Genomic DNA, 13,199 nt, shown 5'->3' with positions numbered 1-13,199 from the left:
CGCCCGCACGTAGCCGAGGACTGGCCATGACCGATCGCAAAACCCCGACCATCATTGCGAGGCCTCGTTCATGACGACGATCACGGCGGCACCTGCTGCCAGGACCGACTGGCTCGCCGTCTCCGTCGTCGTCGCCGGCGGCATCGTTGCGGCGCTGCAGGTCGGCAAGGCGGCGATCGCGATGCCGCTGGTCCAGGCCGAGTTCGGGCTGGACCTCGGAACGCTCGGCTGGCTCGCCTCGATCTTCGCCGTGCTTGGCATGGTCGGCGGCATCCCGGTCGGCACGCTCGCCATCGGCCTCGGCGCGCGGCGCGTCCTCCTCTTCGGCCTGCTCGCGGTTGCGGTCGGCGCCTTCCTGGGGGCGGCGGCGCCGCGCTTTCCGATGCTGCTGGCCTCGCGCGTCCTCGAAGGCTTCGGCTTCCTGCTGATCACCATCGCCGGACCAGCGATTCTCCAGCGCGTCGCCAGCCCCGCGCAGCGCGATATCGCCATGGCGCTGTGGAGCTGCTTCATGCCGACCGGCATCGCGCTCGCCATGCTCGCTGGGCTCTGGCTCACCGACTGGCGCATGATCTGGCAGGTCACCGGCGTTCTTGCGATCGCCGCGATCGTCCTCACCATGCTCGCCGTGCCGCAAGTCGATGGCGGTGGGCGCACCTCCCTGGCTGTGCTGGCAAGCGATGCCGGCGCGGTGCTGAGCGCGCGCGGCCCGCTGCTGCTCGCACTCACCTTCGCGCTTTACGCGCTGATGTTCTTCGCCTTGTTCAGCTTCCTCCCGGTGCTGCTGATGCAGCGCATGCAGGTCTCGCTCGCGACTGCTGGCGTGCTCGGTGCTCTCGCCAGCGCAGTCAATATCATCGGCAACCTCGCCGCCGGCATGCTGCTGGCGCGCGGCGTCTCGCGTGTCAGCCTGATCGTCTTCGCCAGCCTGGTGATGGGGCTGTCCGCGCTCGGCATCTTCCTCGGCCTCTTGCCGGATTCCGCGACCTTCCTGCTTTGCGTGCTGTTCTCGATGGTCGGCGGGATCATCCCCGCGACATTGCTGTCGTCGGCGCCGGTGCTCGCACCAGCAGCGGCACTGACCCCGGTCGTCGTCGGCCTGCTGATGCAGGGCAGCAATCTCGGCCAGGTCGTCGGGCCGGTCGCGGTCGGCGGCGTTATCGAGGCATTAGGCTGGCCTTCGGCGGCCGGGCTGGTCGGCGGTACGGCAGTGCTCGCCATCCTGACGGCGCTCGGCCTGCGCGGCGTGTTTCGCCGGGCAGGCTAGTTGCGCTCGGCGAGCCGCGGATCGCTTTCCCAGCCGGCGCGGACCAGTTCCGGCACCTCATGCTCTTCCTCGGGGTAGCCGAGGCAGAGATAGCCGATCAGCTTCCACTCCGGCGGCGCGCCGACGATCTTGGCGAGCTCGGCGGGGTCGAGGATCGAGACCCAGCCGAGGCCGAGCCCATGGGCGCGGGCGGCGAGCCAGAACTGCGTGATCGCCGCCACGACCGAATAGTCCAGCATCTCCGGCATGGTCCGCCGGCCGAGGCCGTGGCCCTGCGCCGTGCCATGGTCGCAAAACACCGCGAACTGCACCGGCGCCTCGCGCAGGCCTTCGAGCTTGAGGCGGGCATAGAGCGCGGCGCGTTCGCCCCCATACTCGGCCAGCGCGTCCGCGTTGCAGCGGGAAAAACTCGCCTGGACCGCGCTACGCTGAGCAGGATCGTCGACCTTCAGCCAGCGCCAGGGCTGCGAATAGCCAACCGAGGGCGAGAGCTGCATCAGATCGAGCAGTTTCGCCAGCAGCTCTTCCGGCACCGGCTCGCGGCGGAAGCGCCGGACATCGCGGCGCCAGGCGATGAGCTCGCCGAGCTTGTCGCGAAAGCCGTCGTCGAAGATGGGCGGCGCGGTCACGCCCCCTCCCGCACCGCGATCGCGTGGAAGAAGGAGCCGGAGGTCACGCCGCGGCGGCTGCCGGCCGGAGCCGGGGCCGAGCCATGCGGATCGGTGACGATCGCGAAAGGCGGATCCTCGCCTTGCGAGATCACGGTCGCATAATGGAATTCGTGCCCGCTCAGGCGACTGCCCGCGGGGCCGAGCGGCCCATCGGCGGCGAGTGCTGCATTGCGATAGCCGAGATTCATCTTGCGCTTGGCGAAGCTGGTCTCGACCGAGAGCAGTCCGGCCATGGCATGGCTGATGCCGTCGGCATCGATCAGACTCTTGCCCAGCACCATGTAGCCGCCGCACTCGCCATGAACCGGGCGGGTCCGGGCGAAATCGCGCAGCCCATCGAGAAAGCGCGAGGCGCCAGCGAGCCGGCCGGCATGCAGTTCAGGATAGCCACCGGGCAGCCAGCAGGCATCGCAGGCCTCTGGCGGCGGCTCGTCGGCGAGCGGCGAGAACGGTACGAGCTCGGTCTCCAGTGCCCGCCAGCCCGCCTCGACATGCGGGTAGACGAAGCTGAAGGCGGCATCACGGGCGATGGCGAGGCGCTTGCCGGGTGCCGGAAGTGGGATCGTCTGATCTGTGGAAATCGGCAAAGCGGTCGCGCCGGCAGTTGCGACCACAGCGTCGAGATCGACTGCTGCCGCGACAGCGCCGGCGAGCGCGTCGAGGCGCTGGTGCAGGTCCTCGGTCTCACCGGCCTGGACGAGGCCGAGATGGCGCTCCGGCAGGATCAGGCTCGCCTCGCGCGGCACGGCGCCGAGCACGGGCAGGCCGATTGTCTCCATGCCGGCCGCTGCAAGCCGGCGATGGCGCTCGCTCGCGACCTTATTGAGGATCACACCGGCGACGCGGATGCGCTTGTCGTAGACCATGCAGCCGAGCGCCACCGCGCCGGCAGACTGCGCCTGTCCGGAGACGTCGATGACGAGGACGACCGGCCAGCCGAGCAGGGCGGCGATGTCGGCGCCGGTGCCGGTATGCCCGTCAGGGCCGGGCACGCCGTCGAACAGCCCCATTGAGCCCTCGGCGATGACGATGTCGGTGTCCTTCGCCGCCGCGCTCGCGATCTGGCCGAGCAGCGCGTTCGGCATCGCATAGCTGTCGAGATTGGCGCTGGGAGCGCCGGTTGCGGCAGCGTGGAAGGCCGGATCGATATAATCCGGCCCACATTTCAGCCCACGCACCTTCAGGCCCCGGCGGACCAAAGCGCGTTGCAGCCCGAGCGTGATCGTGGTCTTGCCCGAGCCGGAGCGTGGCGCGGCGATGAGGAGGCCTCTGGCAGTCATTCCTGGCCTCCCCGCGGCCGGAAACGGCGATCATAGCCGGTGGAGTAGAGCGCGCTTGCGGAAAAATCCTCGGCCGCCAGCGCCGGGCCGACCAGGATCAGGGCGGTCCGCTCCAGCTCGGCTGCCCGGACCTGGCCGGCGATGTCGGCGAGCCGCCCGCGCAGGATGCGCTCCTCCGGCCAGGAGGCGCGGAAGACGATCGCGACCGGGCAGTCCGCGCCGTAGAAGGGTGTCAGCTCCACCACCACCTGTTCGATCACATGGATCGAGAGATGGATGGCGAGCGTTGCGCCCGACGCGGCGAAGGTCGCCAGCTTCTCTGTCTCCGGCATCGCCGAGGCGCGGCCGGAGGTGCGCGTCAGCACCAGCGATTGCGCGACGCCCGGCAGCGTCAGTTCGCGCTTGAGCGCGGCTGCCGCGGCGGCGAAGGCCGGCACGCCCGGCGTGATCTCATAGGGGATGCCCAGCTGATCCAGGCGGCGCATCTGCTCGCCCGTCGCGCTCCAGATCGAGATATCGCCGGAATGCAGCCGGGCGACGTCCTTGCCCGCGGCATGAGCGGCTTCGATCTCGGCGATGATCGCGTCGAGGTCGAGCGGGGCGGTGTCGACGATGCGCGCGCCCGGCGGGCACCAGCCCAGCATCGCCTTGGGGATCAGCGAGCCCGCATAGAGGCAGACCGGGCAGGCGCCGATCAAGTCGCGGCCGCGCAGTGTGATGAGATCGACCGCGCCGGGGCCGGCGCCGATGAAATGGACGGTCACGCGGCGCTCCGGGCAAGCGCACAGGTGACGCGGTCGGTGGCGATGCGCGGCTGGATCAGGGTTGCGCCCGGTCCCGCGGCAGCGAGCGCGGCCGCCTCGGCTACCGAGCCGACGCCGTAGAGTCCCGAAATCCGGGTCGAGCGGGTGGCACAGGCCGCCTCGAAGCCGGCGAGCGCCTCGTCGGGGATGGCGACCAGTGTCAAATCATGTGCCTGGGCGACGGCGGCCAGCCCCGGCTCGTCCTGGCGCGAGGCCAGAGTGGCGAGGCGACCAATCGCATCTGCCGCCAAGCCAGCAACGGCGAGCGTCTGCGCAAGGCAAGCCTCGATGTCGGCTTCGCAGGTTCCCGGACGCAGGCCGATGCCGGCGGTGATGCCGCTCACGGCTTCACCACGCGCCATTGCGTCACTGCCATCGCGGCGCGCCAGCCATGCATCGTCCCGATCGGGTCGAGATGCGCGACGCTGATGCGGCGCAAGTTGCCGCCATGAACGGCGAACAGTCCAGCGAGCCTGGCTTCGCCCTCGATCGTCACGGCATTGGCGACCAGTCGCCCGCGTGGCTTCAGCGCCGCGAAGGCGGCTTCGAAGACGCCGGGATCGGTCAGCCCACCGCCGATGAAGACGGCGTCCGGCGAGGCTTTTCCGGCAAAACTCTCGGGCGCCTTGCCCTCGACCACCTCGAGCGGCGGCGCGCCGAGGGCGAGCCGGTTGCGGGCGATGCGGGCGGCGCGCTCGGGCCGCTCCTCGAAGGCAATGGCGCGGCTGTGGCGGTGGCGCAGGCTCCATTCGATGCCGATCGAGCCCGAGCCCGCGCCGATATCCCAGAGCAATTCGCCGGCGCGCGGCGCCAGCGCCGACAACGTGATCGCCCGGATATCGGCCTTGGTGAGCTGGCCGTCATGCTCGAACCAGTCGTCGGAGAGACCGGTCGCCAGCGGCAATATGCGGGCGTCGCGGCTGGCGACCACCTCGATCGCCAGCATGTTGAGCGGCACGATGCCGTCGAGCGCAAACGCGTCGGCGCGCGCCTGCCGGATGCGCTCGTTCGGGCCGCCGATCGTTTCCAGCACGGTGATCGTGCTTTCGCCGAAGCCGCGGGCGCTCATCAACTGGGCCACTGCGAGCGGCGTCGAATCGTCCCAGGACAGGGCGAGCACCCGCGCGCCCGGCTGGAGAAAAGGGATGATCCTCTGAAGGGCGCGGCCGTGTAGCGAGACCAGACCGCATTCCTCCTGCGGCCAGCGCATACGCGTGCAGGCCATAGAGAAGGAGGAGAGCTGCGGGATGACGCGCATCTCCGCCGCCGGTACCGCCTTGGTCAGCCCGGCGCCGATGCCGTAATGGAACGGATCGCTGGTCGCGAGCACGCAGACATTGCGGCCCTTTTCGGCCAGAATCGCCGGCAACGCATTGCGGAAGGGCTGCGGCCAGGGCCGCGCATCGCCGGGCACGTCGCCGATCAATTTGAGATGTCGCTCACCGCCGAAGACGATCTCGGCGCTCTCCAGCGCCGCCAGCGCCTCGGCGCAGAGGCCGGCACGGCCATCCTCGCCGAGCCCGACCAGCGACAGCCAGGGCCCGGGCGGTGTGCTCGACAGTTTGGTCGATTCAGGCGAAAACTGTTCCATGACGGTCCTCATCCTCGGCGGCACCAGCGAAGCGGCTGCACTCGATCAGCTCCTGGCTGAACAGGCCCCCGAAATTCGCGCTGTGATCTCGCTTGCGGGTCATACCTCCGACCCGCGCCCTCTGTCCTTGCCGACCCGCACTGGTGGCTTCGGCGGCATTGCCGGCCTCAGGCAATACCTCGTCGAGGAGGGCGTTGTCGCGGTGATCGACGCGACCCATCCCTTCGCGGCGATCATGCCCTATCATGCGCAGGCCGCCTGCAAGGCGGAAGGCGTGCCGCTGCTGGCGATCAGGCGCGAAAGCTGGAAGCCGCAGAACGGCGACCGCTGGAAATGCGTGCCCGACATCGACGCTGCGGTCGAAGCGCTGGGCGATGAGCCGCGCCGCGTCTTCCTGACCATCGGCCGGCTCGAATTGCCCCACTTCTTCGCCGCTCCGCAGCACAAATACCTGATCCGCGTGATCGAGCCCGTCAGCGACCTGCCGCTGCCGCATGCCACGGTGCTGCAGCAGCGCGGGCCGTTCGAGGCTGATGCCGAGGAGAAGCTGATGCGGGAGGAGGGCACGGAGGTCCTCGTCAGCAAGAACGCCGGCGGACCGATGACCCTCGGCAAGCTCGTCGCGGCGCGCCGGCTCTCCCTGCCGGTGATCATGGTCGAGCGGCCGCCCAAGCCCGATGTCGAGACCGTCGAGCATATCGATCAGGTCCTGCCCTGGCTGGTGACGCAGGGGCTCTTCGTCACCGAGCGCGGCGTATAGACGATCGGGTTCTCGCCCTCGCGGGGGATCAGTCGTGTCGTGCTGGCCCCGATCATCACCAAAGTTGCCATGTCGGCGGTCTCGGCGGCGGCGATGGCTTCCGCCAGCGTCAGGATGCGCAGGCTCTCGTCGGGGCGTCCGACGGCGCGGGCGAAGATCACCGGCGTCTCCGGCGTCCGGATCGTCGCCGCAAGTTCGAGAGCCTTGCCGAGTTGCCAGGGCCGTGCCTTCGAAATCGGATTGTAGAGGGCGATCACGAAATCGGCGGTGAGTGCGGCCGTGAGCCGGGCGGTGACGACCTCCCAGGGCTTGAGATTGTCCGAGAGCGAGATCGCGCAGAAATCGCCGCCGAGCGGCGCACCCGCCTTGGCCGCGGCCGCCAGCATGGCGGTGATGCCGGGCTCGACGGTGATCCGAAGCTTGCGCCAGTCCGGTTCGCCTGCTTCCAGCGCTTCGAACACGGCCGCCGCCATGGCGAAGACGCCGGGATCTCCGCCGGAAACGACCGCAACCGCCTTGCCTTCCGCCGCCAGCATCAGCGCATGCCGGGCGCGCTCGACCTCGACGCGGTTGTCGGAGGCATGCTTGGTCTGGCCCTCGCGCGCCGGCACGCGATCGAGATAGGGACCGTAGCCGACGAGATCGCTGGCGGCCTCGAGCGCAGCCAGCGCGGCGGGCGTGAGGTAGCGCGCTTCGCCGGGGCCGAGGCCGATGATGGCGAGCGAGCCGCTCACAGCCGCCGCCCTTCGCCGGGAACAAGGATCATCGAGAAATAAGGCGCTTCGTCGTCGGGCTTCGCGGCGAGGCGCGTCACCACCTGCCCGGCCATGGTGGCGCGCTCCACATAGATGGCGCGGTTGATCAGCCCGGCTGCCTTCAGCGCGCGGCGTACCTTGGGCAGGTTGCGGCCGAGCTTCATGATCACCGCTGCATCGGTATCGGCGAGCCGGCGCGTCAGCTCGCTCTCTCCAAGCGTACCCGGCACCACCGTCATCACATCGTCGCCCCAGCTGATCGGGGCGTCGGCGCGGGCCCAGGCGCCGGCCATGCCGGTGACGCCCGGCACGACCTCGGTCGGGAAACGATGGGCGAGGCGGCGCCACAAATGCATGAAGGAGCCGTAGAAGAAGGGGTCGCCGTCGCAGAGCACGGCGACGCTGCGGCCGGCCGCCATCTCGCCGGCGAGTTGCTCGGCAGCCTCGTCATAGAAGGCGGCGATCGGCCCGCTATAGCCCTCGTCCTCGACCGGCACCTCGATCGTCACCGGGAAGGCGAGCTCGATCTCGCGGGTCGGATCGGGTGCGATAATGGCGTCTGCCGTGACGCGGGCGTTGCCGCGCCGACCGCGCTTGCAGAAATGAACGAGCCGGTCGGCCTTGAGGATGATGTCGCGGGCGCGCACCGTCATATAGTCGGGATCGCCGGGCCCGAGGCCGACGCCGTAGAGCAAAGTGCGGGGTGCCTCAACGCTCACGCCGCTCATTCCTTCACCTGCGCCAGCGCGTTGACCGCCGCGGCCGCCATGGCTGAGCCACCGCGTCGTCCGTGCACGACGAGGAAGGGCACGCGCCCGTCCTGCGCCAGCGCCTCCTTCGATTCCGCTGCGCCGACGAAGCCGACGGGGATGCCGATCACGGCGGCCGGCTTCGGCGCCCCCTCGTCGAGCATGTCGAGCAGGCGGAACAGCGAGGTCGGTGCATTGCCGATCACGACGACCGAGCCGGCAAGATGCGGGCGCCAGAGCTCCATCGCCGCGGCCGAACGCGTCGTGCCGATCTCCTCGGCGAGCTTCGGCACGGACGCGTCGGGAAGCGTGCAGATCACCTCGTTCTTCGCCGGCAGGCGGGCGCGGGTGACGCCGTCGGCGACCATCCGTGCATCGCACAGGATCGGCGCGCCATTTGCCAGCGCCGCAGCGGCAGCTTCAGCGAAATCAGGCGACATCGCCACGTCCTTGGGCAGATCGGTCATGCCACAGGCATGGATCATCCTGACGACCACGCGCTCGGCCGTGCCGGAAAAGCGCGACAGATCGGATTCGGCCCGGATGATGGCGAAGGAGCGCTCATAGATCGCGGCTCCGTCGCGGATATAGGCGTGACGCGTGCTCAACTCTCAACCTGCTTCTAGTGCCGCGCCGCTTCCAGGCGCGCGCGGATGTCCTGACCCGGTTCGAGCCGGCGCACAAGTTCTCCCAGCGAAAGATGGGCGATGGCAGTATCGCCGGCGGCTCCGTCGAGGATCACGTCGTAGCGTCCGTCGCGGCCGACCAAAGTGAGACCGGCGCGACCGGAATGGGCGCAGGATTTGGCGCAGCCTGAGACGTGGAGGGTGAGGCCATCGATGAGCAGTGGCGCGAGTGTCTCCGCCAACACTGAGGCATCAGCCAGCGCTGGAGCCTCACCGCGGGTGCAGGCTGGTGCGCCCGTGCAGGCCGAGACCGCAAGGCGTGGATCGTCCGACTCGACGACGAGGCCCTCGCTTCGGAGAGCAGCTTGCAAGGCGCCCGCTCCGTCGGCTAATAGGCCGCAGAAGGCGAGCCCGCGCCAGGGCGAGAGCCTGATCTCGCGAACGCCGGCATCGCGGGCGAGTGCGCCAAGCCGGTGCAAGTCGTCCGCATCCGTCCGGCCGAAGGGCAATCCGGCCAGCACGGCGACCCGGTTATCCCGCTCGGCGACGAAGCCGACGGAAGCGGGCCTGGGCCGAGTGGCCGGCGCCGTCATTGGCACCAGCCCGGATGATGTGGCCAGCGCGGTCAACTCATCCGGATCGAGATCGCGCATGCGGCGGATGTGGTCAGGGCTGCGGCGGCTCGCAGCGACGAAGCTGCCGAGCAACCGCGCCGTGAGCGCCGGCGCCTCCTCCGGCGCTACCGGTCCGAACCAGATCTCGCCCGGCAGACCGAATGCGACCGCCTCGGCCGTGACGGCGCGCAGCCTGAGATCGATAGCGAAGCTATCCAGCACGAGCGCGCCGCCGCCATCGACGGCGATCGAGAACTTTGCCGGCAGCCCGGCGGCGCCGCGACCGGCGTGCTCGACCGCTTCTGCCAGCACAGCGGCGTCGACCAGCTCACCGGCCGCCCGGCCGGCAAGCGGCGAAGTGAGCACAAGCCGGTTCGGACCGTCGCCTTCGGCTTCGTCGATCAGACCTGCCTCGCGCAAATCATTGACCAGCGTCTGGTGCGCCTCCTCGCGGATGCCGCGCAATTGCAGATTGCCGCGGCCGGAGATCTCGATCTGCCCGTTGCCGTGTTGGCTCGCCAATTCGGCGATGTAGGTGAGCTGATCCGGCGTTAGAGCATTGCGCGGAGGGTGCAGGCGCACGAGCAGCCCATCGCCGGTCAGCATCGGCCGCAAGGTGCCGGGGCACCAGCCGCGCCGCATCGTCTCGCGGGCCGGGGCGCTCATTCCGCGGCCTCCTGCCCATTGAGCATCGCTGCCGAGTTCGAGCGGCTGTGCCAGAGTCCGCGTTCTTGTGCCTCGGCGAGGCGCGAGCGGATCGAGGCGGCGGCCGGGGCATTCGCTTTTTCCAGCGCCTGCCAGACGGTCGTATCGCCGCAATAGGCCTGGAACACCGCGTCGAACAGGGCGTCGGAAACCGTGTCCGTGCTGGCGGCGTAGACAAAGAGCGCGTCGACCGCCTCCGCCAGCTCCGCCGCGCCGCGCCAGCCATGGGCGAGATGACTTGCAATCCATTTGGGATGGCAGAGCCGGCCATGGACGATGCGCGAGACATCCTCGGCCAGCGTCCTTGCCTTCGGCTTGTCGGGATCGGAGGTGTCGAGGCTATAGAGCGCGGCCTCGCCGCCTTGCGCCTGCATCGCCGCGACGAAGCCGCCGATCACATCGGCGGCGCTGGTCGCCTCAATGATGTCGCGCCCGGCGGTGTCGCTGACATGGACGAAGGCCTGGGCTTCGGCGACGCGAGTGGCGAAGCCGGCATCGGGCGCGGCGGCGCCGTCCGGCCCGCCATAGGCATGGCTGGTGGCGGCAAGATAGACCTCGCCGAGTTCGTTCCGCGCCTGCCAGTCGCCATCGAGCGCCCGGTCGGCCATGGCGGCGCCATAGCGGCCGGGCGCGGCGCCGAAGATGCGGGCGCCCGCTTCGCCGCGGCGATTGGCGGCGGCAGGTTCGTTCCACTCGTCGGGCTCGTCGAGCGCGGCGACGGCGCGAGCGGCTGCGTCGAGCAGGGCAATCTGCGCCGGGAAGGTGTCTCGGAAGGCGCCGGAGATGCGGATGGTGACGTCGGCGCGCGGCGCGGAAAGCTTCGCTTGTGGGATGATCGCAAAGCCGGTGACGCGGGTCGAGCCATGGTCCCACAGTGGCTCGACACCCATCAGATGCAAGGCATGGGCGATATCCTCGCCGCCCGAGCGCAGGGTCGGCGACGCCCAGAGATCCATCACGATCCGGCGCGGATAATCGCCCTCATCCTGGAGATGCCTAGCGATGATCGCCTCGGCCGCTCTAGCGCCGAGCTTTGCGGCCGAGCGGGTTGGCAGCGCACGCGGATCGAGCGTCGAGAGGTTGCGCCCGCTCGGCAGCACGTCGGGTCGGCCGCGATGCGGCGCGCCGGCCGGGCCGGGCGGCACGAAGCCGGCATCGAGCGCCTTCAGCAGGTTGCGGCGCTCGTTCTCGGCGGAGGCCGGGTCGGCCTCGGAATAGCCGAAGACATGGAGCCCGTCGCGGAAGGCAGTCTCGGCGAGGTCGCAGAGATGGGCGTCGAGCGCCGCGAGTGCGCTCGGCATGTCCTGCCCGGGCGCGACGCCGCTCGCCGCGGCGAGGCCGGTGCGCTCGGCCCGGTCGAGGATCTCGCGTGCGACCAGCTCGGCCCGGCGCGGATCGAGCACCTGCGCCTGCGAATACTCCTCCACGAGATCGCGCAGCAGCGCCGTTTCGCCGGCCGCGTCATGGCTCGCCAGCGGTGGCGGCAGATGGCCGAGCGTCAAGGCCGAGAGCCGGCGCTTGGCCGGCGCCGCCTCGCCGGGATCGTCGACGACATAGGGGTAGATCATCGGCAGCGCGCCGGTCGCGAGCCGCGGCCAGCAGGCAGCCGAGAGCGCCACCGCCTTGCCGGGCAGCCATTCGGTCGTGCCATGGGTGCCGAGATGGATCAGCGCGTCGGCGCGCAAGACCTCGCGCAGACCGAGATAGAAGGCGAGATAGGCATGGCCAGGCGGCGCGTCGGGATCGTGATAGCGCGCCTTGCGGTCGGGCGAGGCATCGCGCGGCGGCTGCAGCGCGATGGCGAGCTTGCCGAAGCGTACGAGCCGGAAAGGGAAGGCCTCGCCGTTGCAGGTGGGGTCGGCCTCAGGTTGGCCATGGCTGGCTAGCAGGGATTCGCGCGCAGCGGGCGGGATGCTGGCGAGCCAGGCGCGGTAACTGGCGAGCGGGACGGCGAAGTCAGCTGGGCCCTCGGTGAGTGCCTGCATCAGGTCCGCGCCATCCGGGCCGGATACCGCTGGGCCGACATCATACCCCGCCCCACCCAGCAGTTCCCGGATCGCCAGTGCGCTCGCCGGTGTGTCGAGGCCGACGGCGAAGCCGGCGCGGCCGCCACGGGCGGGATAGTCGGACATCACCAGAGCAAGTTGCCGCTCGCTGCGCGGCTTGTTGCCGAGCGCGACCCAATTCGCCGCAAGGTTGGCGAGGGTGGCGATGCCGTCGGCATCGGGAGTCAGTCGTCGCAATGTCAGGCTGGTAGCGGGATCGGCGATCTCCTCTTTGAAGGCCACAGGGATAGCACCGAGCCTTCCGTCGAACTCCGGCAGCGCTGCCTGCATGGCGAGGTCCGCAGCAGAGAGCCCGCGTGGCGAAGCCTCCCAGGCCTCGCGGGAGCTGCCAACCGGAACAGCTTGCAGGATCGGGCAGTCGGCCGCGTCGAAGACGAAATCGGCGCCGTCGCGAGCCGAGAAGGCTGTGGTGGTGACGATCAAGGCAGGCTTGCGGGCGGCGATCAGCGCGGCGAGTTCGGCAGCCACGCCCTCGTCCTTGAGGCTGGTCAGGGCGAGCGGCAGCGGGCTGAGGCCGCGCTCGGCGAGGGCGGTCGCGATTGCCTCGACCATTGCGGTGTCGCCGGCAGCGACGCCTGAGCGGTAGACGAGGATCGGTACGAGCGGGGCATCTGCCGGGAGGGCGGTGAGTGCTTCCCGCCAGGGCAGGGGCGCGGCGTTTGGGCCGAGAGCGAAGAGCGTTGGGAGCGGAAGGGGAGAGAGGTCGCGTTGGCCCTCATCCCCCTGCCGGGACCTTCTCCCCCGAGGGGAGAAGGGGGCTGCCAGTGCCGCCTTATCCTTCTCCCCTCGGGGGAGAAGGTGGCCCGGCGAAGCCGGGTCGGATGAGGGCAGCGTGAGGTAGCCATCCACCCGCCTCAGCAACCGCCGCATGTTCTCGGCGCCGCCACCGGCATGGAAATAGCCGAGCAGGTCTGCCGCGAACGCTGGCGGCACCGTGCCGTAACCCACCAGCCGCTCATCCTCGCGATCGTCGCCCGGCAAGACCGCCAGCGCGACACCATGCTGCCGGCAGGCGCTGGCGATCTGCTCGACGCCGTAGCGGAGATAATCGAGCCCGCCGAGGCAGCGCAGCAGCACAAAGCGCGAGTGGACAAGCGTCTTCTCGATCAGCAGGTCGATCGAGAGCGGATGCTTGAAGCGCCTTAGCGGCACGAGGCGTAAGCTCAGCCCGCTATCGGGCGCAGCCGCCGCCAGGGCCGAGAGGTCGCTGTCGCTGAAGGAGAGGACGACGAGGTCTCCCGGCGGCAAAGCGAGGTCGACGGCGTCTTCGCCGTCGTCGAGCCTCACCTCGCTGGTCGGGAGAAGGTGCATC

General features: G+C 69.8%; 12 protein-coding genes. 2 read left to right on the top strand and 10 right to left on the bottom strand.

All coding sequences use genetic code 11. The features are described from left to right. Positions 1-70: 70 nt before the first annotated feature. Positions 71-1,267 (top strand): MFS transporter, encoded by a 1,197-nt coding sequence (locus BLM15_RS18980; protein WP_126114212.1) that lies wholly within the window; start codon positions 71-73, stop codon positions 1,265-1,267. On the opposite strand, the gene bluB is transcribed toward BLM15_RS18980, so the two are convergent. The 5 genes from bluB to cbiE are packed head-to-tail and all read right to left on the bottom strand — an operon-like array spanning position 1,264 to position 5,612. Then, positions 1,264-1,896, bottom strand: coding sequence for a 5,6-dimethylbenzimidazole synthase (bluB, locus tag BLM15_RS18975; RefSeq protein ID WP_126114211.1), 633 nt, complete (start codon positions 1,894-1,896; stop codon positions 1,264-1,266). The two genes, BLM15_RS18980 and bluB, sit on opposite strands and share 4 nt — an antisense overlap. Continuing rightward, on the bottom strand, positions 1,893-3,218 hold the full coding sequence (locus BLM15_RS18970) for a cobyrinate a,c-diamide synthase (RefSeq protein WP_126114210.1): 1,326 nt from the start codon (positions 3,216-3,218) through the stop codon (positions 1,893-1,895). The genes bluB and BLM15_RS18970 overlap by 4 nt, the downstream gene beginning before the upstream one ends. Beyond that, positions 3,215-3,982 carry a precorrin-4 C(11)-methyltransferase gene (gene cobM / locus BLM15_RS18965; RefSeq protein ID WP_126114209.1) on the bottom strand — a complete coding sequence of 256 codons (768 nt, stop codon included), beginning with the start codon at positions 3,980-3,982 and terminating at the stop codon, positions 3,215-3,217. The genes BLM15_RS18970 and cobM overlap by 4 nt, the downstream gene beginning before the upstream one ends. After that, positions 3,979-4,365, bottom strand: a complete 387-nt coding sequence (locus BLM15_RS18960; protein WP_236846351.1) for a cobalamin biosynthesis protein — start codon at positions 4,363-4,365, stop codon at positions 3,979-3,981. The genes cobM and BLM15_RS18960 overlap by 4 nt, the downstream gene beginning before the upstream one ends. After that, positions 4,362-5,612, bottom strand: coding sequence for a precorrin-6y C5,15-methyltransferase (decarboxylating) subunit CbiE (gene cbiE, locus BLM15_RS18955; protein WP_126114207.1), 1,251 nt, complete (start codon positions 5,610-5,612; stop codon positions 4,362-4,364). The genes BLM15_RS18960 and cbiE overlap by 4 nt, the downstream gene beginning before the upstream one ends. Between cbiE and BLM15_RS18950 the strand changes: the two genes are divergently transcribed. Continuing rightward, positions 5,611-6,372, top strand: coding sequence for a cobalt-precorrin-6A reductase (locus BLM15_RS18950; protein WP_126114206.1), 762 nt, complete (start codon positions 5,611-5,613; stop codon positions 6,370-6,372). The genes cbiE and BLM15_RS18950 overlap by 2 nt on opposite strands. Here BLM15_RS18950 and cobJ read toward each other — a convergent pair. The 5 genes from cobJ to cobN are packed head-to-tail and all read right to left on the bottom strand — an operon-like array spanning position 6,315 to position 13,198. Continuing rightward, the gene (cobJ, locus tag BLM15_RS18945) at positions 6,315-7,106 is read right to left on the bottom strand and encodes a precorrin-3B C(17)-methyltransferase (RefSeq protein ID WP_126114205.1); all 792 of its coding nucleotides are present in this window, start codon (positions 7,104-7,106) and stop codon (positions 6,315-6,317) included. The genes BLM15_RS18950 and cobJ overlap by 58 nt on opposite strands. Next, positions 7,103-7,855 (bottom strand): precorrin-2 C(20)-methyltransferase, encoded by a 753-nt coding sequence (locus tag BLM15_RS18940; protein ID WP_126114204.1) that lies wholly within the window; start codon positions 7,853-7,855, stop codon positions 7,103-7,105. The genes cobJ and BLM15_RS18940 overlap by 4 nt, the downstream gene beginning before the upstream one ends. Next, the gene (locus BLM15_RS18935; RefSeq protein ID WP_126114203.1) at positions 7,852-8,484 is read right to left on the bottom strand and encodes a precorrin-8X methylmutase; all 633 of its coding nucleotides are present in this window, start codon (positions 8,482-8,484) and stop codon (positions 7,852-7,854) included. The genes BLM15_RS18940 and BLM15_RS18935 overlap by 4 nt, the downstream gene beginning before the upstream one ends. Positions 8,485-8,498: 14 nt before the next feature. Next, the gene (gene cobG / locus BLM15_RS18930) at positions 8,499-9,782 is read right to left on the bottom strand and encodes a precorrin-3B synthase (protein WP_126114202.1); all 1,284 of its coding nucleotides are present in this window, start codon (positions 9,780-9,782) and stop codon (positions 8,499-8,501) included. Then, complete coding sequence (cobN, locus tag BLM15_RS18925; RefSeq protein WP_126114201.1) at positions 9,779-13,198, bottom strand: cobaltochelatase subunit CobN; 3,420 nt, start codon at positions 13,196-13,198, stop codon at positions 9,779-9,781. The genes cobG and cobN overlap by 4 nt, the downstream gene beginning before the upstream one ends. Between the last annotated feature and the right edge of the window lies 1 nt (position 13,199).

This window comes from Bosea sp. Tri-49 (genome assembly GCF_003952665.1).
Classification (GTDB): domain Bacteria; phylum Pseudomonadota; class Alphaproteobacteria; order Rhizobiales; family Beijerinckiaceae; genus Allobosea.
Note: the sequence above shows the minus strand (reverse complement) of the source record. Positions and strands in the feature narration are given on the sequence as shown.

What these genes read in the sequence shown, in the direction of transcription:
- BLM15_RS18940 (WP_126114204.1), bottom strand. Translation starts at nt 7,855, where the DNA reads ATGAGCGGCGTGAGCGTTGAGGCACCCCGCACTTTGCTCTACGGCGTC.
- cobG (WP_126114202.1), bottom strand. Translation starts at nt 9,782, where the DNA reads ATGAGCGCCCCGGCCCGCGAGACGATGCGGCGCGGCTGGTGCCCCGGC.
- BLM15_RS18970 (WP_126114210.1), bottom strand. Translation starts at nt 3,218, where the DNA reads ATGACTGCCAGAGGCCTCCTCATCGCCGCGCCACGCTCCGGCTCGGGC.
- cobN (WP_126114201.1), bottom strand. Translation starts at nt 13,198, where the DNA reads ATGCACCTTCTCCCGACCAGCGAGGTGAGGCTCGACGACGGCGAAGAC.
- cbiE (WP_126114207.1), bottom strand. Translation starts at nt 5,612, where the DNA reads ATGGAACAGTTTTCGCCTGAATCGACCAAACTGTCGAGCACACCGCCC.
- BLM15_RS18950 (WP_126114206.1), top strand. Translation starts at nt 5,611, where the DNA reads ATGACGGTCCTCATCCTCGGCGGCACCAGCGAAGCGGCTGCACTCGAT.
- BLM15_RS18980 (WP_126114212.1), top strand. Translation starts at nt 71, where the DNA reads ATGACGACGATCACGGCGGCACCTGCTGCCAGGACCGACTGGCTCGCC.